Raw genomic sequence first — 20,800 nt, forward strand, 5'->3', positions numbered from 1 at the left:
CGAGAAACCGGGGCGCTGGTGTTAACGTGGCAGCGCAGTGCCCCATTGGCGCCATTCTTTCGGTTCACTTTCCTCGAGCAAGAAGTGTTTACCGGTTTCGGCTTTCGGTGCCAGTGGTGTGCCTGGCGGCGTTGCGAATGCGATACCGCCACGAATGAACTGGCTGAAGGTGCCGGTTTTTACGACACCGCCTGTCAGGCCAAAATCAAGGCTGTAACCCGACGCAAGCCAGAACACTGAGCTATCGCGCACCAAATGCTGGAAGCGCTTACTGATTCGCAAACCGACCATGACGCGGTCAGAAAGATTGCCGAGAGTTAAACCGGTCACTGTACCGACTTCAACACCACGGAACAGAACAGGCGTACCAATGCTTAACGCACCCGCTTCAGGGACTTCCAGCACAATGCTCAGGCCGTCCGAGTAACGCGAGTCGGTGATAGAAGTTTCCTGCAACTCGAAGTCACGCCGTGGCGCGCCACGTCCTGGTTCGACGTTGATATAGGGCTGAAGAATGGTGTCGAGATTGTCCACACCTGAGGCTGAAATTTTCGGTGTCACAACGGAGAAGCGCGTACCGTTACGAGCAAACGTCTCCACAAATTCAGGATAAAGTACGGCTTTCGCTTCGACCTCGCTACGCGATTTCGTGAGATTGAGCGACTCAAGTTGCCCAATGTCAATTCCCAGATAGCGAATCGGCATGCCTGCAGACAGTTTCCCGGCATCAAAGGTGTGCAACAAAATTTGACTACCAACGGCACGTGCAGCCGTTTCGGACGCGTACAACATGCGTTTGTCACCCTTTTTCTGGCCGACACTTGCGCCACTGAGGTTGTCAAAGCTGATCGCCCCTTTAAGAGCACGAGAAAGTGGAGAGGCTTGTACTGTCAAACCACTGCCGTTGAGTTGTACACGTGCGCCGCCTTCAGCCCAAAACACGCTGTTGGCCGTCAGCAGATTGCGGTATTCCGGCTTGATATTCACGTCGATATCAAAACTATTAGCGCGCGGACGCACACTAATAATCTCGCCGACCTGGAATTTACGGTACAGCACCACGGAGCCAGCTTGAATGTCTGGCAAGCTGGCGGCGGTAAGCGTTAATGTCGTTGTCGGCAGGTCGCTCAGGCTATTTTCTACGGCTTTTTCCAGATTGGCGTATAGCGGATAGCTCTTTTTCATCTCGCCTTTGTTGCCCGGAATAATCCTGATACCGCCATTCACCCATTCACCGGCGCTGGCCCCCAAAAATTCGACACCGTCGATACCGACTTTGACATCAAAACGGCTGTTGACGACGAATTTACTGTCGCCCTGAATCAGCTTGCGATATTCGGGCTCAATGGCGGCTGAGAAGGTGACGCCTTTGGCAGACAGGGTACGTTCAAGAATTTGTCCCACTTGCACGCCATGGAGAATAATCGGCTGACCCGCATCAATACCGTAACTTTCAGGTGCTGTCAGGTTTAGCGTCAGAACGTTCGGTTGTTGTAGCGGCGTTTTATCGCTGGCGAATACCACAAAATGATTTTGTGGCTCACCTTCTCCCGGCACCAATTCAAAGGTACTGCCGGTTAACAAGCTGCTGAGATTGGGATTGCTGAGCGAAATTTTAGGGTTGCGTAACTCAATGCGCGTACCCGTGCGCATCAGGTTGACGACACTTGGGTCAACGGTCATTTGGCCGGTCACCGTGCTACCTGGATTGAGGGTGAGCTTAGTTAGCGTACCCACTTCCAAACCTTGATACATCAGCGCCGTCGAGCCCGCTTTTAAGCCGGTGCCATTAGGCAAATCCAGATCGATAATGACGCCGCGTTGGCTGTGCGCCAGATCTTCATACAGACCGAATTCATCTTCTGCTTTGGCCTCGGCGGAGTGTTCCGGGGAGTCAAAGGCAATAGCACCGTTCACTAAGGCCGCGAGGCTTTCTAACTGAACCTGAGCACCGGAGAGACTGAAATCGGCCTTCACGCCCGATACGTTCCAGAATCGGCTGCCTTTTTTCACCAGTTTAGTGAATCGACGGTCAATCAGTACATCAATGGTCACACCCTGGTTATTGTTGTTAATCGTGTAGTCATACACTCGACCCACCGGAATTTTGCGGTAATAAACCAGCGAGCCGCTATTGAGCGAGCCTAAGTCAGGCGCATGAAGATGAATCATCAGCTCGCCATTATTAAGGCGGTATCTTGGCTGGGTATCTAACGCGGTAAAGTGCTCTTGCGGTTTACCTTTGCCCGGCATCATGCCGATATAGTTACCACCAACCAGTGCATCAAGACCGGAAACACCTGCCAGAGATGCTTTGGGTGTCACCAACCAAAACTGGGTGTCTTCGCGTAACGCATCTTTCATGTCACTTTTGACACTGACCGTCACTTCTATTTTGCGCAAGTCTTTGCTGAGACTGATGCTTTGGACCGTACCCACTTCTACGCCTTGGTAACGTACAGGCGTGCGTCCGGCCACAATGCCGTCGGCTGAAAGGAAATCAATGGTCGCTGTGGTGCCGCGTTCTTCCCAGGTCGACCAGATGAGCCAACTGGCAATCATCAAAGCAATAATTGGCAACAACCAGAAGGGCGAAATTCGGCGTTTAGTTTTAATTCGCGCTTCAGTCGGTGAAGCGGGCATTTCCTGACTCATGTGCGTCCCAAAGTAGTCGGCTATCCAGCCATTCAACTGCAAGAATAGTTAAAATAACCGCTGCGCCAAAATAAAACGCAGCCGGTCCCATAGTGAATGCCAATAGCTGATCGCGATTAACCAGCGACATCGTAAGCGAAATAACAAAGAGATCGAGGATAGACCAGCGGCCAATCCAGGTAATAAACCGTAGCAATACGATGCGAGTTCTAAGGCCTCGCTCGCATTTGAAATGAATGCTGATTAACAATGAAATCAACACGATAACTTTGGTGAAGGGCACCAGAATACTGGCAATGAAAACCACTGCTGCCACGGCAACATTACTGTTTCCAAGGGAAATAATACCAGAAAGGATGGTGTCTTCCTGGCGCGAGCCATTGACGTAGAGAATGGAAATCGGCAACAAGTTGGCGGGCAGTAAAAGAATTAACGAGCCGATTAATGCCGCCCACGACTTTTGCAAACTATGGCGACGGCGTACTCGTAATGGCACATGGCAACGGGGACAACGCCCGCGTTTATCCGGTACGCCAGTGAAATTGCAAGCGAGGCACACGCGCAGTTGCGCATTCCAGGCGCGAGGAGGGCGTTGTGGATAGAATCGCGACCACAGTTGCTCCACGTTCAAGTGAATCAGGGTTAATAAGCTCAACACGACCAGCGCGATAAACGCCACTAAACCCAGGCCTGGCTGGATGAATGCGAATTCTCTGACTTTGATACAGGCCACGCCGATGGCAACCAGATAAATATCGAGCATGACCCATTCTTTGAGCTTCTCCAGCATCAGTAACACCGGGCGTAAGTTCATCCCCAGAATATTACCGAAATAGAGATAGATAATACCGGCGACAAGCGTGGCGGGAGCCCCTACGGCACAAAACATGACCATTGCGGCTGTCAGGGGATCGCCCTGACTGGTCATCTGCCAAATACCCTGAAACAGGTTGGCATCGATGCGTGTACCTAATAAATAGATACGGACCAGTGGCTCCGAAAAAGCAACGGGCATCAGTAACAACATCGCAATCGCCATCGCCGCCAGACGCGTGAGTGACCAGTCGCGGCCATGGAACACTTTTGCGTCACAACGGGGGCAATACGCGCTCTGTGACGATTTAACCAACGGTAATGAGAAAAGTGTATCGCATTGGGGGCAACGCTGATAACGTGCCTGCGGTACAGCATGGCTAATAGCGTGTATTTTCATGTGTCATCGTATGCAGGGAATACCGTTGGCGCATTGGTGCATCTCATCGGAAAACTAAATATTCGTTAAGCGTATATTAATTCATGGAATGATACACCTTGTGGCATAACGCATTTAATGCTTATTTTACTATGCTATGCAGTTAAGTAAGACAACAGACTATGGTTAATCAATGAACAAAGAACAATTTTACGCGGACCTGAACCGCGATTTCAGTGCGTTAATGGCAGGTGAAACAAGTTTTCTGGCAACGTTGGCAAATACCAGCGCATTGTTGTTTGAACGTCTTGAAGGCGTTAACTGGGCAGGGTTTTATTTACTGGAAGATGACACTCTGGTTTTGGGGCCTTTCCAGGGGAAAATTGCTTGTGTGCGCATTCCAGTCGGTAAAGGCGTATGCGGTACAGCGGTATCCACCCATAGCATTCAGCGCGTCGAGGATGTGCATGCTTTTGATGGTCACATCGCCTGTGACGCTGCCAGCAATTCTGAAATTGTTCTGCCATTAACAGTAAATGGCGAGCTGATTGGGGTTCTGGACATTGATAGCACTGAGTTTGGTCGCTTTACACCAGAAGACCAACTCGGCTTATCTCAACTGGTATCGCAGCTTTCGCTGACGCTTGCCGACACGGATTTTAAAAAATTCTTCACTCGATAGCATGATAAACAACGGATAACGTGGCATTTGCTGAGAGCGTCATTATAATGTCGCCTGTTCATGCCTGCGGATTGTTGGCAATTCCGTTGTAATCAGGAAATTTCATGGAAAATCAACCTAAGTTGAATAGTAGCAAAGAAGTCATCGCCTTTTTGGCAGAGCGTTTCCCACAGTGCTTTAGCGCTGAAGGTGAAGCCCGCCCCCTGAAGATTGGTATCTTCCAGGACTTAGTCGCACGCGTTGAAGGGGAGATGAGCCTCAGTAAAACTCAACTTCGTTCCGCGTTACGTCTTTATACTTCAAGCTGGCGCTACCTGTACGGTATCAAAGTCGGCGCGACCCGTGTTGATCTCGACGGTAACCCATGTGGTGAACTCGATGAGCAGCACGTTGAGCATGCTCGTAAGCAGCTTGAAGAAGCAAAAGCTCGTGTTCAGGCACAGCGTGCAGAACAGCAAGCGAAAAAACGCGAAGCGGCAGCGGCTAACGGTGAAACCGTTACCGAAAAACCTCGTCGTGATCGCAAGCCTCGTCCTGCTCCGCGTCGTCCAGAGACAACAGAGCGTAAACCACGTGCTGAAAAACCGGCTCCTCAGGCTCCGCGTGAAGAAAAACGCACTCCGGTTACGGACATTTCTGCTTTGCAGGTGGGTCAGGCAATCAAAGTCAAAGCGGGTAATAACGCGATGGATGCCACCGTACTGGAAATTACCAAAGATGGCGTCCGTGTACAGCTAACTTCTGGTATGGCAATGATCGTACGCGCAGAACACTTGCAGTTCTGAAACGGAGGCCAGACCCGGGCATGAACAAACTCTTTAAGCGTACGGCTGTCGCTAGTCTGTTGTTTCTTGCAGGTAGCGCACTGGCCGTCGAAAACATAACGCAAGCTTCTCAAATCCCGCAGTTAAAGGAAGAGACGCAGCATGCTACGGTGAGTGAGCGTGTCACTTCACGCTTCACTCGTTCGCATTATCGTCAGTTTGATCTGGATGAAAATTTTTCCGCAAAAATTTTCGATCGCTATCTCAATCTTCTCGACTTTAGCCACAACGTACTGCTCGCCAGCGACGTTGAGCAGTTTGTGTCGCGGAAAAAACAGATTGGCGATGAATTGCGCACCGGCAAACTGGACGTATTTTACGATCTTTACAATCTGGCCCAGACGCGTCGTTTTGAACGCTATCAATACGCGCTGAAGGTGCTGGAAAAGCCGATGGATTTCACCGGCAATGACACCTTCAATGTGGATCGCAGCAAATCGCCGTGGCCTGCAAGCGTTGCAGAGTTAAACACCCTGTGGGACAGCAAAGTTAAGTTTGACGAGTTGAGCCTGAAGCTAACCGGTAAAACCGATCAGGAAATTCGTGAAACGCTAACCAAACGTTACCAGTTTGCGATTCGTCGACTGGCGCAGTCCAACAGCGAAGATGTTTTCTCACTGGCAATGACCGCTTTTGCCCACGAAATCGATCCGCATACCAACTATTTGTCACCACGCAATACCGAGCAATTCAATACAGAGATGAGTTTGTCGCTGGAAGGTATTGGTGCGGTGCTGCAAATGGATGACGACTATACCGTTATCAACTCAATGGTTGCGGGTGGCCCTGCGGCGAAAAGCAAAGCGATTACTGTCGGTGATCGTATTGTTGGCGTAGGCCAAACCGGCAAACCTATGGTTGATGTGATAGGCTGGCGTCTTGATGATGTGGTTGCGCTGATCAAAGGACCAAAAGGCAGCAAGGTTCGTCTGGAAGTCTTACCTGCTGGCAAAGGGACTAAAACACGCATCGTCACGTTAACGCGTGAACGTATTCGTCTTGAAGATCGTGCGGTCAAACTCACCATTAAAACGGTCGGTAAAGATAAAGTCGGCGTGCTGGATATTCCAGGCTTCTATGTTGGTTTGACGGATGACGTCAAAGTGCAGCTGCAGAAGATGGAAAAACAGAACGTGAAGAGCGTGATCATCGATTTGCGTTCTAACGGTGGCGGTGCGTTGACCGAAGCCGTTTCACTTTCTGGCCTGTTTATTCCTGGCGGCCCAGTCGTTCAGGTTCGTGATAACAACGGCAAAGTGCGTGAAGACAGCGATACTGATGGCGTTGTGTATTACAAAGGTCCACTGGTTGTCATGGTTGACCGTTTTAGTGCTTCAGCATCTGAGATTTTCGCCGCTGCGATGCAGGATTATGGCCGTGCGCTGATTGTCGGTGAGCCGACCTTTGGTAAAGGCACTGTTCAGCAATATCGTTCACTGAACCGTATTTATGACCAGATGCTGCGCCCTGAGTGGCCTGCTTTAGGCTCTGTTCAATACACCATTCAGAAGTTCTACCGCATTAATGGCGGCAGTACTCAACGTAAGGGTGTTACGCCAGATGTCCTGATGCCAACCGGCACTGAAGAGACCGAAACTGGCGAGAAGTTCGAAGATAATGCGCTCCCATGGGATAGCATTAATGCCGCAACTTACGTCAAGTCAGGCGATCTGACTCCGTTTGAACCGCAACTGCTTAAAATGCACCAGGACAGAATTGCAGCCGATCCTGAATTCCAGTACATCATGAAGGACATTGCTCGTTTCAATGCCCTGAAAGAGAAGCGCAATATTGTCTCTCTGAATCTTGCTCAACGTGAGAAAGAAAACCAGGAAGATGATGCGACGCGCCTGGCTCGTATCAACGATCGCTACAAGAGAGAAGGTAAAGCGCCGTTGAAGAAACTGGATGACTTACCAAAGGATTATCAAGAACCTGATCCTTATCTCGATGAAACGGTTCATATCGCGCTGGATCTTGCAAAAATGCAGCAAGATAAATCCGCTGAGCAACCGACTCCTGCTAAGTAACTCCCCAACAGGCACAAATTTTTGTGCCTGTTTTTTTTACCTCTATCAAGCCGCGTAAACCAATCTCTTCTTGAATGTAAAGTTATGTATTATTAACGACTTGGTCACGATGAATGCTTGAAAATAGCAAGCTTGCCCCTACGATGTGGGGTAACGCAGAATGCGTATTTTTAACCGAGGTAAAAAGAAAATTATGATGCGTATCGGGCTTTTCCTGTTGACCAACCTTGCAGTCATGGTCGTTTTCGGGCTAGTGCTAAGCCTGACGGGGATCCAGTCGAGCAGCGTGCAGGGTCTGATGATCATGGCGGTGTTGTTTGGCTTTGGTGGTTCAATCATCTCGTTACTGATGTCCAAATGGATGGCGTTACGTTCAGTAGGTGGGGAAGTGATTGAGCAGCCACGTAACGAAACTGAGCGCTGGCTGATGGAAACGGTTCGTCAGCAGTCACAGCAGGCGGGTATCGCCATGCCACAGGTGGCGGTTTACCATGCGCCGGATATTAACGCCTTTGCAACCGGTGCACGCCGTAATGCCTCACTGGTCGCGGTGAGTACGGGTCTGTTGCAAAACATGAGTCGTGACGAAGCTGAAGCGGTTATTGCTCACGAAATTAGCCATATCGCGAACGGCGACATGGTCACGATGACGCTGATTCAAGGTGTGGTGAACACCTTCGTTATCTTCATTTCCCGTATCATTGCGCAGGTTGCTTCTGGCTTCCTGTCAGGTAACCGGGATGAAGGTGAAAGCAGCAACGGTAACCCGTTTGTCTATTTTGCGATTGCGACGGTACTGGAGTTGGTGTTCGGTATTCTGGCGAGCATCATCACCATGTGGTTCTCACGTCACCGTGAATTCCACGCTGATGCCGGATCTGCCAAATTGGTCGGTCGTGAAAAAATGATTGCCGCGTTGCAGCGTCTGAAAACCAGCTATGAACCGCAAGAAGCTAGCAGCATGATGGCGTTTTGTATTAATGGTAAGGCGAAGTCAATGAGCGAATTGTTCATGACTCACCCGCCGTTGGACAAACGTATTGAAGCGCTGCGTAACGGCGAATACCTTAAGTAGTCGTGAGCGGTAATAAAAAAGCGTGCCATCGCTGGCACGCTTTTTTTATGCCTGCGATGTAGCGGGTTGTGAAATCCGTAAACTGCTAATGATGGCCGCGACGGCGGCAAAACTACCGGCCAGTAATAAAGATGCGTGTGTTCCGTGAGTGGTGAAAAGGTTGAACATCAATGCCACCAGGGCTGCACCACAGCTCTGACCTAATAACCGTGCCGTACCCAACATGCCGCTGGCGCCACCGCTGCGATGGCGTGGCGCAGAAGAAATAATGGTGTGGTTATTAGGCGACTGGAACAAGCCAAAGCCGGCCCCACACAAAAGCATCCGCCATATAATGTCGATATCTGAAGGGTTATATGGCAAGAGTGCCAGTGCAAAGAGACCACATGCCATAATGGTCAGCCCGATCCCACCCAATAGACCTGCATGTACCCGCTCAATAAGATGACCTGCAATAGGGGCCATTATCATCGTCGCAATGGGCCACGGAGTGAGAAGCAGCCCCGTTTCAACTTCACTGCGGCCCAAGGCTGATTGCAAAAAGAAGGGGAGCGAAACCATCGCTAACATCTGTGCGGTAAAGGAACAGACTGAAGTTCCCATGGATAATGAGAATACGGGGATACGCAATAAATCCACAGGTAGCAATGGGAAAGGCAGCTGCAACTGGCGACGGATAAAGAAGAAGCCAATGACAACTAAGGCCAACAATTCAGAGAGGATAAGCCAGCCTGACTGTCCCTGAGCAAAGCCACTGATTGCAGAGATGAGCAAGCCAAACGTTAAGGCATTCATAATGGCGCTTGGAATATCAAAGCGTTGGCCCTGTGATTTTTGTTGATTTGGTGGCAGGAAACGCAAAGACAGTAAGAGTGCTACGATGCCAATCGGCACGTTAATCAAAAACAGCCATTTCCAGGAGGCCACGGAAAGAATGGCAGCGGCAATTGTTGGCCCGGCAGCTGATGAAACAGCAACAATAAACGAGTTAATTCCCATGCCGCGACCAAGGTATTTTTGCGGATAAATAAGCCGAATGAGCGCGGTATTAACGCTCATTAATGCCGCGCCGCCAAACCCCTGCAACACGCGAGCAAATGTCAGCATTGGTAACGAATTCGATAAGGCGCAAAAAAGGGAAGTCACACAAAATAGAATCAACCCGCACTGATATACCCGTCGATAGCCAAAAATATCACCCAGGAACGACATTGATAGTAACGAAATAATTATCGCAATTTGGTAACTGTTCACAATCCAGATGGACTCTGCCGGGCTGGCATTGAGTTCTCGGGCAATGGTGGGAAGGGCGACGTTTGCGATGACACCATCAAGCACTGCCATGGTAATACCTAGCGCAATAGCTAAAATAGCCCCATAGCGCAGCGGTAATGGCAGCCCATCAGCAAGAGTTTTATCCATAGGAAAGTAAGGCTTCACGGAGGCTATATTCGGGGAGAAATAATAATAGCACTAAATTTACGGGATATGTCGCAGATTCGTAACGAAATAGAATAGATCCGTTGCGATGACATGGTAGTCAATTTATACTAAAAACCAGTTCTGATTTTTATAAAACAAATGCGATCGAGGTGATTTAATGGCAATCGCAGATCTGGATAAACAACCTGATTCTGTCTCTTCTGTCCTGAAAGTTTTTGGCATTTTACAGGCTCTTGGCGAAGAACGCGAAATTGGTATTACTGAATTATCGCAACGCGTAATGATGTCAAAAAGCACCGTCTATCGCTTTTTACAGACAATGAAATCCCTGGGTTATGTTGCTCAGGAAGGTGAGTCTGAGAAATACTCGCTTACGCTCAAGCTGTTCGAGCTTGGCGCACGTGCGTTGCAAAACGTTGATTTGATTCGTAGTGCAGACATCCAGATGCGCGAACTGTCGCGTCTGACAAAAGAGACAATCCACCTGGGTGCGTTGGATGAAGACAGTATTGTCTATATCCACAAGATTGACTCAATGTACAACTTGCGTATGTACTCGCGCATTGGTCGTCGTAACCCGCTGTACAGTACCGCGATTGGTAAAGTGCTTCTGGCATGGCGTGATCGTGAAGAAGTCCGTGAAATTCTTGCTGAAGTGGAATACACCCGCAGCACTGAACGTACCATTACCAGCACTGACGAATTGTTAGACGTTCTGGATACTGTTCGCAAGCAAGGTTATGGCGAAGATAACGAAGAACAAGAAGAAGGACTGCGCTGTATCGGCGTTCCTGTATTTGACCGCTTTGGTGTCGTGATTGCGGGTTTAAGTATTTCTTTCCCGACGCTGCGTTTTTCTGAAGATCGTCTTCATGAATATGTCGCGATGTTGCATGACGCTGCACGGACAATCTCTGTGCAAATGGGTTACCACGAATATCCATTCTGATAAAAAACGCCGCTTAAACGCGGCGTTTTTCCTTCGTTTTCTACTGCCCGTCATCAATCACTTTGTCACTTTTACGCAATACAGGGCAATCGCTGAGTCCGATAATCCCGCTTTCACTATGAATGAATTGCGCAGTAGTAATATTTCGTGCTGTGAGATACTTGCATTGCAGCCCTAAACCCGCTGCATTTTGATGGCTCCCAATCAGCACGCCGTAGCCTGAAAGCAGTAAACCAATCCACAGCAGCATAATGACAAGAAAAGTGCGGATCACAATACGCATAAATCCCTCTTATTATTACTTTATTAGAGTGCTAAGCGTAGCGGGTAACGTTCAGGTATCAATATGATGATTCTGAAAGAATATATGCGTTGAGTGATGCCTGGTTTAGGTTGCTTATGCCAGACTTATCTACAAGAACTTATAATGTGGAGAATGCAGTGAAAAAGTACAGGTGGTTCATCTTAGTTGCGGTTTTTTTCGTCTGCTTGCTACTCTGGACTCAGATGGTCAACGTGATGTGCGATCAAGATGTACAATTTTTCAGCGGCATCTGCACCATTAACAAATTTATTCCCTGGTAGACTCTTTTTATCCGCATGATGCTTACCTTAAGGCGCGGCAGGTGTAGAATAGCGCGTTTTACTGAGGTGGTAAGATGAACGAATTAAGTGTTGGCGCGTTGAATATCGTGTCCCTGACAGTTTCCCTGGTGGTGCTGGTTATCGGCCTCGTAATGTGGTTCTTTGTTAACCGTGCGAGTAGTCGTAGTAATGAGCAGATCGAACTGCTTGAAGAGTTATTGGATCAACAGAAACGACAAAATGCGCTGTTACGCCGTTTGTGTGAAGCCAATGAGCCGGAAGTTGTGAAGGAAGAACCGCAAGAGATTAAGGAAGAAGACGCGCAGGACGATGATTTTATTCGTCTGGTGGCTGAACGTTAATCTTGACACACACGTTTGTGTCGCTATGGAGTGACTCATGCGTTGGAAGAATCCCTGGTTTGATCCCCTAAAATCTCATCATCAGATTGACGGTTTTCGTAATCTGGAACCTCACTTACGGAAATCGGGTGATGTTGAGCGTTGGCGAAGAGAGCGGAAAGAACAGGGATTGCCCCATCCACCTGATGGGGGCTATGCAGCCTTCATTAAAAAGTGGTGGCAAAAGGCTGAACTCAAAGGGCACGACAATCGTGTATGGTGGTTAGGCCATGCAACCGTCATGCTGCGCATTAATGGCCGATATTTACTGACTGATCCTGTCTTTTCCCGGCGAGCCTCGCCGCTCTCTTTTGCCGGCCCACAACGTAAGACTCCCCCTCCATTACGCATCAATGAATTGCACCAACTCGATGCGGTTCTGATTTCGCATAATCATTATGATCATCTGGACAGTGCTACCGTTCGTCAGATTGCCTGTCGTTTTCCACAGACGCATTTTTTTGTCCCCTTGGGCCTGAAGCAATGGTTTCTCCGCCGGGGTCTTCGCCATGTGACTGAGTTGGATTGGGGGCAGAGCTTCAGCTGGCAGTTGATGACATTCACCGCAGTGCCTGCGCAACACTGGAGCATGCGTTCGTTCTGGGACCGTAACCGCAGTTTATGGTGTGGCTGGATAATCGAATGCGAAAGTTTACGTGTTTGGTTTAGTGGCGACACCGGCTATACCGCAAGTCTGGCTGACATTGCACTGAGCAGAGGCCCTTTAGATGTTGCAATGATTCCGATTGGCGCTTATTCACCACGCTGGTTTATGAGTAGCCATCATATGGATCCGCAGCAGGCAGTTGCGCTATGGCAGCAGTTGAACAGACCTTTTGCGGTCCCTATCCACTGGGGGGTGTTTGAACTGGCCGATGAATCACTGGATATGCCGCCACAAGAGTTGTTGGAGGCTCTGGATAACAATGATGACCAAAGCCGGTTCTTTACACCTCTCCGTATTGGTCAAAGTTTACCCTTACTTAAAATAATAGTTTAAATATTATCCAGAAAGTTAAAGTATTATTTGTGACAAGCTAAGATAATTATTTTATATGACTAATATAGCGAAACGTTTTTATTGCCTCTTCGTGAAGCAGGGTGTCATTAAACGTTCATTATTTTGGTGCAATATAAATAGCTTACTGCTCAAGCTTTATTCATTCTTGCAATCGAGATATTTCATTCTCCTATTTCGATTTTTCTTGAGACGTACGCTATTGCTCGTTTTTTGAATAGCTATGCTAAAAAAATCATAAAGATAATGTCTACTATGTCGTCTTTTTCGCACTTCGTCTGGACGAATAGATAGGTTTGGGCTATGGTAAAAATGTTGTCTACGGTCATCGGCAGTAGGCTCTGAGTCACATTTGTTCGCTGTTAATTTTATGCACATTTTGTGCATTTCATATTCGTGAACAATATGTGTTTCAGAATCTGTGCGACAGATCGATACACACCGAAAAATGGCTTGCCATTGATTGCGTTGTATGTGATAACACTTTGGGTTAAACGAGGTACAGTTCTGTTTATGTGTGGCATTTTCAGTAAAGAAGTTCTGAGTAAACACGTTGACGTTGAATACCGCTTCTCTGCCGAGCCTTATATTAGTGCCTCATGCAGTAATGTCTCTGTTTTAGCTAAGTTATGCCTTCGGGCAAAGAAAACAATCTAAGGAATTTTGCAAAATGGCAAAGATTAAAGGTCAAGTTAAGTGGTTCAACGAGTCTAAAGGTTTTGGTTTCATTACTCCTGCTGACGGCAGCAAAGACGTGTTCGTACACTTCTCTGCAATCCAGGGTAACGGCTTCAAAACTCTGGCTGAAGGCCAGAACGTTGAGTTCGAAATCCAGGACGGCCAGAAAGGCCCAGCAGCAGTTAACGTAACTGCTATCTAATTCCGTTGAATTAGACCTGGCGCGAATAACGCCAAATTTTGATGAAAGCCCCGCTCTTGTAGCGGGGCTTTTTCATGTTTGAAATCTGATCACTCCTTTTCTATATGTTTCTACAACTCGCGCTCAGTTATGTTTTGTAGCAAAGCAGCGCATCTTGTAGCACTGTTCCTGTCCGGTTAATTTCACCATTATGTTTAAATTTTCAATCGCTTAGTTGTTGTTAAGGATTGAACGTGAGAAAAATTGCCCCTGGAATCATGGGTAACTTTATTCAGTGGCGTTTTACTCTACTTTGCATCGCAATTTTTATGTGTCTGATGTTTTTATTAGGGCGCGTAGCCTGGTTGCAAATCATCTCGCCAGATAATCTTGTGAAGCAGGAAGATATGCGTTCTCTACGTGAAGAACCGATCGTGGTTCCTCGTGGCATGATTGAAGACCGCACTGGCCGGCCATTGGCAGTCAGCGTACCGGTGAAAGCTATTTGGGCCGATCCCAAAACGGTGATGGAAAAGGGTGGCGTGCAAGTTAATAGCCGGTGGCAGGCGCTGGCAACGACGCTTAATATGCCGCTCAATGACATTGCTGCGCGTATTCGGCGAAATCCTTCCGACCGATTTATCTACCTTGCCCGTCAACTCGACCCACAACAAGCCCAGTATATTGAGAGCTTAAAACTGCCGGGGATCTCATTGCGTGATGAGTCACGTCGATTTTATCCCGCGGGACATGTCGCGGCGAATTTGCTTGGTTTTACAAATATTGATGACCAGGGCATTGAAGGCATTGAGAAGAGTTTCAACCGCCAGCTTACGAGCAGGGCAGGTGAGCGATTAGTCCGTAAAGACCGGCATGGTCATGTCATCGAAAATATTACCGAAAATCCGGCAAGCCCCGCGCATAACCTGATGCTAAGCATTGATGAGCGCCTGCAAACGGTGACTGAGGATGCGCTAAGCAACGCGGTATCATGGAATAAAGCCGAATCTGCCGCAGCGGTTATCCTTGATGTTAATACCGGTGAAGTGCTGGCGATGGCAAGTTGCCCGACGTTTAACCCGAATAACCGCGAAGGTGCTACGTTGAACGATTTTCGTAATCGGGCAATAAGTGACACTTTTGAGCCCGGTTCAACCGTCAAACCCATGGTCGTTATGACCGCGTTGCAACAAGGAATTGTGCAACCGGACAGCGTTGTCGATACCCACCCGTATACCATTGATGGGCATCGCATTCGGGATGTGGGTTTTTATCCGCAGCTGACTCTGACGGGGATCTTGCAAAAATCGAGCGACACCGGGGTATCACGTCTTTCTCTGGCAATGCCTATCCAAAAACTTCTGGATACTTATCAAAATTTTGGTTTTGGTTCAGCGACAGGGCTCGGTCTGACTGGCGAAAGCAGCGGGTTCTTGCCGCATCGTAAATTCTGGGGCGAGCTGGATCGAGCAACCTTTTCCTTCGGCTACGGTTTGATGGTCACACCGCTACAACTCGCCCATGTTTATGCAACTATTGGCAGCTACGGAATTTCCAGACCGCTGTCGATTACCCGCGTTGACCCTCCTGTCGTTGGGCAACGGGTTATGCCGGAAGTCATTGCTCATGAGGTTGAACATATGATGGAAAGCGTGGCGTTACCGGGTGGGGGCGGAGTGAAAGCGGCTGTTCGCGGGTATCGAGTGGCGATAAAAACGGGCACGGCCAAAAAGATTGGTGATGACGGTAAGTACATCAATAAATATATTGCTTACACCGCAGGTGTTGCGCCAGCCAGCAACCCGCGCTTTGCATTGGTTGTAGTGATCAATGATCCAGAAAATGGGGCTTACTATGGCGGGGCTGTGTCGGCTCCGGTATTTAGCCAGATTATGAGCGAGGTCTTGCGTCTGGAAAATATTAAACCCGATGGTTTACCCGAGGGTGACCCCAATTTAATGGTGTTAAATAAACCCATCGCAGATAACTCCGCCGGTTAGTGGCTTTTCGAAACAGGGCGTTTAGCGTTACACTTGCGCCCTTTATTATTGCCTGGAGTTCCCATGTCCTATCTTTGCCCGCTTTGTCATGCGCCGCTTGCAGCCGTTGGGAAGAGTTTTCTTTGCCCAGATGGCCATCAATTCGATAAAGCGAAAGAAGGGTACGTGAATTTGCTGCCCGTTCAGCATAAGCGCTCTAAGGATCCAGGTGACAGCAGCGAAATGATGCAGGCGCGTAGAGCATTTCTCGATGCCGGACATTACCAGCCTTTGCGCGAGGCAATTTGCCTGCAACTTGAGCAAGCCGTTTCGGTTACCTTGCTGGATATTGGTTGTGGAGAAGGGTATTACACAGCCGGTTTTGCGCAGGTTGTCGCAAAAAAAAGTGGCACCACATGGGGATTAGATGTCGCCAAAATAGCGATTCGTTATGCAGCGAAACGTTATCCGCAGGTACAGTTCTGCGTCGCATCGAGTCATCGTTTGCCGTTTGCAGATAATAGTCTGGATGCGGTAGTACGAATTTTTGCACCATGCAAAGCCGAAGAGCTCGCTCGCGTTGTAAAACCCGGTGGCATTGTCATCACCGCGACTCCTGGCCCACGCCATTTGATGCAGCTTAAAGGCCAAATCTATGACAACGTGATGCTACATAGCAGCGAAGCTGAAGCTTTGCCGGGCTTTGTCGTGGAACATGTGCAAAATATTGGCTGGACGATGACGTTGCAAGGTAGCGAAGTGGTTGCCTTGCTGCAAATGACGCCGTTTGCCTGGCGAGCACGCCCGGAAGTGTGGCAAGCCTTAGCGGCTGAAACGGCATTCAATTGCGAAACGGATTTTGTCGTTCGCGTCTGGCGACGCGAAACCTTAGCTTAAGGTACTGAAATGGCTGTACAGGATCTGGCAGCCAATCCCGATAAGCACCAGGCCGCCGAGGATTTCGGCGCGCTTTCCAAGCAGTGGGCCAATAAAGCGGCCCAGCATCATACCCAGCGTGGACATGATCATGGTCGCGCAGCCAATCGCCAGCGCAGTTTCGATAATATTGACTTGCAGGAAGGCAAGACCTACACCCACGGCCATTGCATCAAGGCTGGTGGCAATCGCGGTCGTGACTAGCAGCCAGAAACCGTGGCGCTGCAGTTTTGGCACATCTTCATCATCGTTACCACGCACACCTTCGTAGATCATTCGGATGCCGAGAAATACCAGCAATATGAAGGCGACCCAATGGTTCCATTCCAGCACGACTTTGCTTGCCAAAAGGCCCAGGCACCAGCCGATAAGTGGGGTGAGTGTTTCGATGACACCAAAGATAAGACCGGTACGTAAGGCTTCAGAGAATTTAGGTTTATGGAGCGAGGCACCTTTCCCGATTGATGCAGCAAAAGCATCCATCGACATGCCAAAAGCGAGAATAATTGTAGCGGAGAGATTCATGCAAACGCCTCAGTTGGGAATATCCATATACACGCCAGCCATCCCCAACTTAAATGATGGTAACGTGCCTATGGTCTCGCCTACTCAAATTCTGAGTCGTACATGCCACGTTCTTAGAACGAGTATGTTGACATGTACATTTTCACGGGCGTGAAAATCGGCTACTCCCCAACGACGGGCGCAACCTTAACATATTTTTCAAAGATAAAACAATAATTGAAAGCTATTATTCTTGACATTTAAATGATAACGATTTTCATTTGCTTTAATAGGTAAATAAAAGGTTAAAATAACAACATGCAAACTGTGCGAAATAGCATCGGCTATATTTTATTAGCCTCAAAAATTATATAAAACATAGTCTTTGCTATGTTTGTAATCTATTGATTATCAATCATTAATTTATAAATTTTTTCGAGGTCATCAATATTTTTTACCCTGATAAGTAAGCGTCGCTGTTCTAATTGCATAACCAGTACGCCGTCTTCGGATAAATTCATTTCTTTAATTCTGGAATATAAAATCCAGACATTTGCGAAGAAGAAGCCTTCTGTTTTGAACAGCAATTTAGGTTGGCGAATCCAGGAAATATAAATAGCAATCAAAGCCAGTGCAGATAATAACCAGGTGGTGAGGGGCGTACCGTGAGTGGTCACGTTGTTATAGATAAGAATTGCAACCAACCCCACAAAGATGGTGCTGTCGATGCGGTTGCGGCGAAGCAGGGTGATTTTAAGAAGCGTTTTGCCCTTGAGCTTATCCATGATGAATTCATCGTAAACTGCCCAGGCAAGTAGCAGCACAATAAACACCAGTAACACCACATCTGTTAACGTCATAACTCAGCCCTTTAAAAAATAAAAAACCGGGGGCAGGCCCCCGGTTGAATTCACAAACTCATTACAGACCCAGCAGGCCGATTGCGTAACCGACAATACCGATAACAAAGAAGCCCATGATAATCCACAGCGCGTTGACTTTCTTACGCAGCAGCCACATACAAGCGAAGGTTAACAGCAGTGGTACGAGGCCAGGCATCAGCTGATCAAGAATCGTTTGAACGGTGGTCACTTTAACTGCGCCAGTCTGGTCGGTTATCTTCGACACGACGAGCGGTATGTTAACGTGCGTCCACTTGTTGACCAGCGCCCCCATGACAAACAGGCCGAGAATTGACGCCCCCTCTGTCAGTTTTTGCAGGAAGCCGCCGCCCATATCTTTAACGATATCGATCCCTTTGCGATATCCGTAAGCCACACCGTAATAACGAGTCAGCAAACGTACTGCGTTGAACAGGATGAAGAACAACAAAGGACCTAACAGGCTACCGCTCATCGCAATACCGGCACCCAGTGCTGCGAATACTGGACGTACAGTACCCCAGAAGATTGGGTCGCCCACGCCTGCCAGCGGCCCCATCAAACCAACTTTGATACCGTTAATGGCACCATCATCAATTTCTGCACCGTTCGCACGTTGTTCTTCCATCGCCAGGGTAACGCCCAGAACCGGAGCGGCCACATATGGATGGGTGTTAAAGAATTCCAGGTGACGCTTAATCGCTTGTTTACGAGCATCGTTATTCTCAGGATACAGGCGTTTGATTGCCGGAATCATGGAGAAGCAGAAGCCCAGCGCTTGCATACGTTCGAAGTTCCATGAACCCTGGAACAGGTTAGAACGCAGGAATACGCCACGAATATCACCTGGAGTGAGTTTCTTCTCGGTAGTCGTTGTTTTGGTGGTATCAACCATTTCGCTCACCTATTAATCTAATTCGTTATCGAGATCGTTAGAACCAGCAACCTGCGCTGGGGCTGCGGAACGGTTGTATTTCGGGCTGAGTTGGATATACAGAATTGCCATCACAGCACCAATTACACCCAGTGCTACCAGGTTGAAGTTGGTAAATGCTGCGGTTACGAAGCCCAGATAGAAGAATGGCATCAGGTAGCCTGCGCGCATCATGTTGATGACCATCGCATAACCAACCACCACAATCATGCCACCGGCGATGTTCAGACCGCTGGTGACCACTTCTGGAATGGCATTCAGCATGTTCTGCACTTCACTGGTACCGACGGAAATCGCGACGATAACGGCAGGAATTGCGATACGCATTGCTTGCAAGAACAGAGAGGAAACGTGAATCCAGGAGAGCGCGGATAGGTTGCCATTTTCGGCGGCCTTATCTGCGGCGTGCTGGAAGCCCACGGTAATAGTACGAACGATAATGGTCAGTACCTGGCCTGCTGCTGCCAGCGGGATGGCCAGCGCGATACCGGAACCAATGCCCTGGTGTCCGGCTATAACCAGAATGGTGGAGATAATCGACGCAAGAGCCGCATCGGGCGCAACTGCCGCACCGATGTTCATCCAACCCAGCGCGATCATTTCAAGGGTACCACCGATAATAATACCGGTTTTCATATCACCCAGTACCAGACCAATTAAGGTACAGGCGACCAGCGGACGGTGGAACTGAAATTCATCGAGCACCGACTCCATACCGGCAATACAGGCTACGATAAACACCAGCACAATCTGAAGAGTGGTAATCTCCATTGTACTTCTCCTTAAACGTGTGACTTATGTGTGAAAACTGAGCAAAACGTAGAGTGAAGCCAATCACCTGAGTAATTAACTTTTCACCTTCGCGATCAGGTCCATCATTTTCAATTTTTGATCGGTTGAAACTTTACGCGCTTCCAGCTCAATGCCGCGCTCGTTCAGCTTCTTAAAGGCTTCAATATCTTTTTCATCGACAGAAATCGCGTTATTCACCTGGGTTTTACCCTGGCGGAACGCCATACCACCGATGTTGACTGACTTAATATTCACCCCACCTTCCACGACGCGTTCAACATCGGTTGGGTTGGTGAAAAGCAGCATCACACGGTCGCCTGCATATTTCGGGTTGTTGTAAACACGGATCATCTTGGCGACATCAACGACGTGAGCCGTCACACCAGGAGGAGCAACTTGCGTAAGCAGTGTTTTACGCACGGTATCGGCAGCTACTTCATCACTGACAACAATAATACGCGTTACGTTGGTTTCTTTGGTCCAGCGGGTCGCGACTTGACCATGAATCAAACGGTCATCAATACGGGCCAAACCAATATTCATGTAATCATTTGGACCCATTGGTTTCGCCGGGGTTGCTGCTTTAGGGGCAGCGACTGGCGCAACAGGTGCGGCTTTTTCAACAGGTTTTGCTTTCAGGGCTTTCACCCCTTCACGGCCTGTTTCTACCGCCAGAGCCACTAACTCATCAAAAGAAGGGTTATCATCACGGGCCATCAAGGTTTCAACCAGCATCGGAATATTGACCCCGGCGACGACCTCGTAATGCTCTTTATCGACGACAATACGGCTTGCCGCATTGAATGGGCTACCGCCCCAGGTATCGACGAGAAACAGCACACCTTTGTCGGTGTTCAGGTTTGCCAGTTGTGCGTTATATTTTTCGATCAAAGTTTCGGCGTTTTCACCGGGAACGAAATCTATCCAGCCAACATTTTCTTGTTCGCCTAATAGCATTTCTGCAGTCTTCAGCAATTGTTCTGCTGCCCAGCCATGCGTGCCTATGACAATAGCAATAGTCACTTGCTACCTCCTGTGTTGGTCATAACCACACCCTTAAA

At 48.6% G+C, this 20,800-nt stretch carries 21 protein-coding genes and 1 riboswitch; of the genes, 12 read left to right on the forward strand and 9 right to left on the reverse strand.

Annotated features, from left to right (window positions below; translation table 11 throughout):
- Positions 1–21: 21 nt before the first annotated feature.
- Positions 22–2,655 (reverse strand): PqiB family protein, encoded by a 2,634-nt coding sequence (locus tag OH773_RS08990; RefSeq protein WP_270144974.1) that lies wholly within the window; start codon positions 2,653–2,655, stop codon positions 22–24.
- Positions 2,624–3,868, reverse strand: a complete 1,245-nt coding sequence (yebS, locus tag OH773_RS08995) for a membrane integrity lipid transport subunit YebS (RefSeq protein WP_183269544.1) — start codon at positions 3,866–3,868, stop codon at positions 2,624–2,626. Before yebS ends, OH773_RS08990 begins: the two co-directional genes overlap by 32 nt.
- A gap of 172 nt (positions 3,869–4,040) precedes the next feature.
- On the opposite strand from yebS, the gene OH773_RS09000 reads away from it, so the two are divergent.
- The 4 genes from OH773_RS09000 to htpX all read left to right on the forward strand — a co-directional run bounded on the left by OH773_RS09000 (position 4,041) and on the right by htpX (position 8,458).
- Positions 4,041–4,529 (forward strand): GAF domain-containing protein, encoded by a 489-nt coding sequence (locus tag OH773_RS09000; RefSeq protein ID WP_270144976.1) that lies wholly within the window; start codon positions 4,041–4,043, stop codon positions 4,527–4,529.
- Between the two features lie 104 nt (positions 4,530–4,633).
- A complete protein-coding gene (gene proQ / locus OH773_RS09005) occupies positions 4,634–5,314 on the forward strand; it encodes an RNA chaperone ProQ (RefSeq protein WP_183269542.1) in 681 nt (226 codons plus the stop codon).
- Positions 5,315–5,334: 20 nt separating this feature from the next.
- Positions 5,335–7,383 carry a carboxy terminal-processing peptidase gene (gene prc, locus OH773_RS09010; protein ID WP_270144979.1) on the forward strand — a complete coding sequence of 683 codons (2,049 nt, stop codon included), beginning with the start codon at positions 5,335–5,337 and terminating at the stop codon, positions 7,381–7,383.
- 193 nt (positions 7,384–7,576) lie between these two features.
- The gene (gene htpX, locus OH773_RS09015) at positions 7,577–8,458 is read left to right on the forward strand and encodes a protease HtpX (RefSeq protein WP_183270264.1); all 882 of its coding nucleotides are present in this window, start codon (positions 7,577–7,579) and stop codon (positions 8,456–8,458) included.
- Between the two features lie 45 nt (positions 8,459–8,503).
- Here the strand turns inward: htpX and OH773_RS09020 are convergent, their stop codons facing one another.
- Complete coding sequence (locus OH773_RS09020; RefSeq protein ID WP_270144981.1) at positions 8,504–9,880, reverse strand: MFS transporter; 1,377 nt, start codon at positions 9,878–9,880, stop codon at positions 8,504–8,506.
- Between the two features lie 178 nt (positions 9,881–10,058).
- On the opposite strand from OH773_RS09020, the gene kdgR reads away from it, so the two are divergent.
- On the forward strand, positions 10,059–10,850 hold the full coding sequence (gene kdgR, locus OH773_RS09025) for a DNA-binding transcriptional regulator KdgR (protein WP_183269539.1): 792 nt from the start codon (positions 10,059–10,061) through the stop codon (positions 10,848–10,850).
- A gap of 40 nt (positions 10,851–10,890) precedes the next feature.
- Here kdgR and OH773_RS09030 read toward each other — a convergent pair whose 3' ends face one another.
- Complete coding sequence (locus OH773_RS09030; RefSeq protein ID WP_270144984.1) at positions 10,891–11,133, reverse strand: YobH family protein; 243 nt, start codon at positions 11,131–11,133, stop codon at positions 10,891–10,893.
- A gap of 158 nt (positions 11,134–11,291) precedes the next feature.
- Between OH773_RS09030 and mgrB the strand changes: the two genes are divergently transcribed.
- The 7 genes from mgrB to rlmA all read left to right on the forward strand — a co-directional run bounded on the left by mgrB (position 11,292) and on the right by rlmA (position 16,589).
- The gene (gene mgrB / locus OH773_RS09035; protein ID WP_121815636.1) at positions 11,292–11,435 is read left to right on the forward strand and encodes a PhoP/PhoQ regulator MgrB; all 144 of its coding nucleotides are present in this window, start codon (positions 11,292–11,294) and stop codon (positions 11,433–11,435) included.
- Between the two features lie 74 nt (positions 11,436–11,509).
- Positions 11,510–11,797, forward strand: a complete 288-nt coding sequence (locus OH773_RS09040; RefSeq protein WP_183269537.1) for a YebO family protein — start codon at positions 11,510–11,512, stop codon at positions 11,795–11,797.
- Positions 11,798–11,834: 37 nt separating this feature from the next.
- The gene (locus tag OH773_RS09045) at positions 11,835–12,836 is read left to right on the forward strand and encodes an MBL fold metallo-hydrolase (RefSeq protein WP_270144987.1); all 1,002 of its coding nucleotides are present in this window, start codon (positions 11,835–11,837) and stop codon (positions 12,834–12,836) included.
- A gap of 531 nt (positions 12,837–13,367) precedes the next feature.
- The gene (locus tag OH773_RS09050) at positions 13,368–13,511 is read left to right on the forward strand and encodes a DUF2627 domain-containing protein (RefSeq protein WP_074388558.1); all 144 of its coding nucleotides are present in this window, start codon (positions 13,368–13,370) and stop codon (positions 13,509–13,511) included.
- A 13-nt stretch (positions 13,512–13,524) separates the two neighbouring features.
- Complete coding sequence (cspE, locus tag OH773_RS09055) at positions 13,525–13,734, forward strand: transcription antiterminator/RNA stability regulator CspE (protein ID WP_001062678.1); 210 nt, start codon at positions 13,525–13,527, stop codon at positions 13,732–13,734.
- A gap of 257 nt (positions 13,735–13,991) precedes the next feature.
- Positions 13,992–15,713: a peptidoglycan glycosyltransferase FtsI gene (ftsI, locus tag OH773_RS09060; protein WP_270145778.1), complete on the forward strand. Its 1,722-nt coding sequence runs from the start codon at positions 13,992–13,994 to the stop codon at positions 15,711–15,713.
- 63 nt (positions 15,714–15,776) lie between these two features.
- On the forward strand, positions 15,777–16,589 hold the full coding sequence (gene rlmA, locus OH773_RS09065; RefSeq protein ID WP_270144991.1) for a 23S rRNA (guanine(745)-N(1))-methyltransferase: 813 nt from the start codon (positions 15,777–15,779) through the stop codon (positions 16,587–16,589).
- Here rlmA and mntP read toward each other — a convergent pair.
- The 5 genes from mntP to manX form a co-directional block, all read right to left on the reverse strand.
- Positions 16,581–17,153, reverse strand: coding sequence for a manganese efflux pump MntP (mntP, locus tag OH773_RS09070; RefSeq protein ID WP_270144993.1), 573 nt, complete (start codon positions 17,151–17,153; stop codon positions 16,581–16,583). The two genes, rlmA and mntP, sit on opposite strands and share 9 nt — an antisense overlap.
- A gap of 2 nt (positions 17,154–17,155) precedes the next feature.
- Positions 17,156–17,335: riboswitch (yybP-ykoY riboswitch) on the reverse strand.
- A 198-nt stretch (positions 17,336–17,533) separates the two neighbouring features.
- Positions 17,534–17,992, reverse strand: coding sequence for a DUF986 family protein (locus OH773_RS09075; protein WP_270144996.1), 459 nt, complete (start codon positions 17,990–17,992; stop codon positions 17,534–17,536).
- A gap of 61 nt (positions 17,993–18,053) precedes the next feature.
- Complete coding sequence (locus OH773_RS09080) at positions 18,054–18,908, reverse strand: PTS mannose transporter subunit IID (RefSeq protein ID WP_034495941.1); 855 nt, start codon at positions 18,906–18,908, stop codon at positions 18,054–18,056.
- Between the two features lie 12 nt (positions 18,909–18,920).
- The gene (locus tag OH773_RS09085; protein ID WP_183269532.1) at positions 18,921–19,718 is read right to left on the reverse strand and encodes a PTS mannose/fructose/sorbose transporter subunit IIC; all 798 of its coding nucleotides are present in this window, start codon (positions 19,716–19,718) and stop codon (positions 18,921–18,923) included.
- Between the two features lie 75 nt (positions 19,719–19,793).
- Positions 19,794–20,762 carry a PTS mannose transporter subunit IIAB gene (gene manX, locus OH773_RS09090; RefSeq protein ID WP_183269531.1) on the reverse strand — a complete coding sequence of 323 codons (969 nt, stop codon included), beginning with the start codon at positions 20,760–20,762 and terminating at the stop codon, positions 19,794–19,796.
- Positions 20,763–20,800: the final 38 nt, after the last annotated feature.

It is taken from the genome of Buttiauxella sp. WJP83 (assembly GCF_027594725.1).
Lineage (GTDB): Bacteria > Pseudomonadota > Gammaproteobacteria > Enterobacterales > Enterobacteriaceae > Buttiauxella > Buttiauxella selenatireducens.

What these genes read in the sequence shown, in the direction of transcription:
- OH773_RS08990 (WP_270144974.1), bottom strand. Translation starts at nt 2,655, where the DNA reads ATGAGTCAGGAAATGCCCGCTTCACCGACTGAAGCGCGAATTAAAACT.
- yebS (WP_183269544.1), bottom strand. Translation starts at nt 3,868, where the DNA reads ATGAAAATACACGCTATTAGCCATGCTGTACCGCAGGCACGTTATCAG.
- OH773_RS09000 (WP_270144976.1), top strand. Translation starts at nt 4,041, where the DNA reads ATGAACAAAGAACAATTTTACGCGGACCTGAACCGCGATTTCAGTGCG.
- proQ (WP_183269542.1), top strand. Translation starts at nt 4,634, where the DNA reads ATGGAAAATCAACCTAAGTTGAATAGTAGCAAAGAAGTCATCGCCTTT.
- prc (WP_270144979.1), top strand. Translation starts at nt 5,335, where the DNA reads ATGAACAAACTCTTTAAGCGTACGGCTGTCGCTAGTCTGTTGTTTCTT.
- htpX (WP_183270264.1), top strand. Translation starts at nt 7,577, where the DNA reads ATGATGCGTATCGGGCTTTTCCTGTTGACCAACCTTGCAGTCATGGTC.
- OH773_RS09020 (WP_270144981.1), bottom strand. Translation starts at nt 9,880, where the DNA reads ATGGATAAAACTCTTGCTGATGGGCTGCCATTACCGCTGCGCTATGGG.
- kdgR (WP_183269539.1), top strand. Translation starts at nt 10,059, where the DNA reads ATGGCAATCGCAGATCTGGATAAACAACCTGATTCTGTCTCTTCTGTC.
- OH773_RS09030 (WP_270144984.1), bottom strand. Translation starts at nt 11,133, where the DNA reads ATGCGTATTGTGATCCGCACTTTTCTTGTCATTATGCTGCTGTGGATT.
- OH773_RS09040 (WP_183269537.1), top strand. Translation starts at nt 11,510, where the DNA reads ATGAACGAATTAAGTGTTGGCGCGTTGAATATCGTGTCCCTGACAGTT.
- OH773_RS09045 (WP_270144987.1), top strand. Translation starts at nt 11,835, where the DNA reads ATGCGTTGGAAGAATCCCTGGTTTGATCCCCTAAAATCTCATCATCAG.
- OH773_RS09050 (WP_074388558.1), top strand. Translation starts at nt 13,368, where the DNA reads ATGTGTGGCATTTTCAGTAAAGAAGTTCTGAGTAAACACGTTGACGTT.
- cspE (WP_001062678.1), top strand. Translation starts at nt 13,525, where the DNA reads ATGGCAAAGATTAAAGGTCAAGTTAAGTGGTTCAACGAGTCTAAAGGT.
- ftsI (WP_270145778.1), top strand. Translation starts at nt 13,992, where the DNA reads ATGGGTAACTTTATTCAGTGGCGTTTTACTCTACTTTGCATCGCAATT.
- rlmA (WP_270144991.1), top strand. Translation starts at nt 15,777, where the DNA reads ATGTCCTATCTTTGCCCGCTTTGTCATGCGCCGCTTGCAGCCGTTGGG.
- mntP (WP_270144993.1), bottom strand. Translation starts at nt 17,153, where the DNA reads ATGAATCTCTCCGCTACAATTATTCTCGCTTTTGGCATGTCGATGGAT.
- OH773_RS09075 (WP_270144996.1), bottom strand. Translation starts at nt 17,992, where the DNA reads ATGACGTTAACAGATGTGGTGTTACTGGTGTTTATTGTGCTGCTACTT.
- OH773_RS09080 (WP_034495941.1), bottom strand. Translation starts at nt 18,908, where the DNA reads ATGGTTGATACCACCAAAACAACGACTACCGAGAAGAAACTCACTCCA.
- OH773_RS09085 (WP_183269532.1), bottom strand. Translation starts at nt 19,718, where the DNA reads ATGGAGATTACCACTCTTCAGATTGTGCTGGTGTTTATCGTAGCCTGT.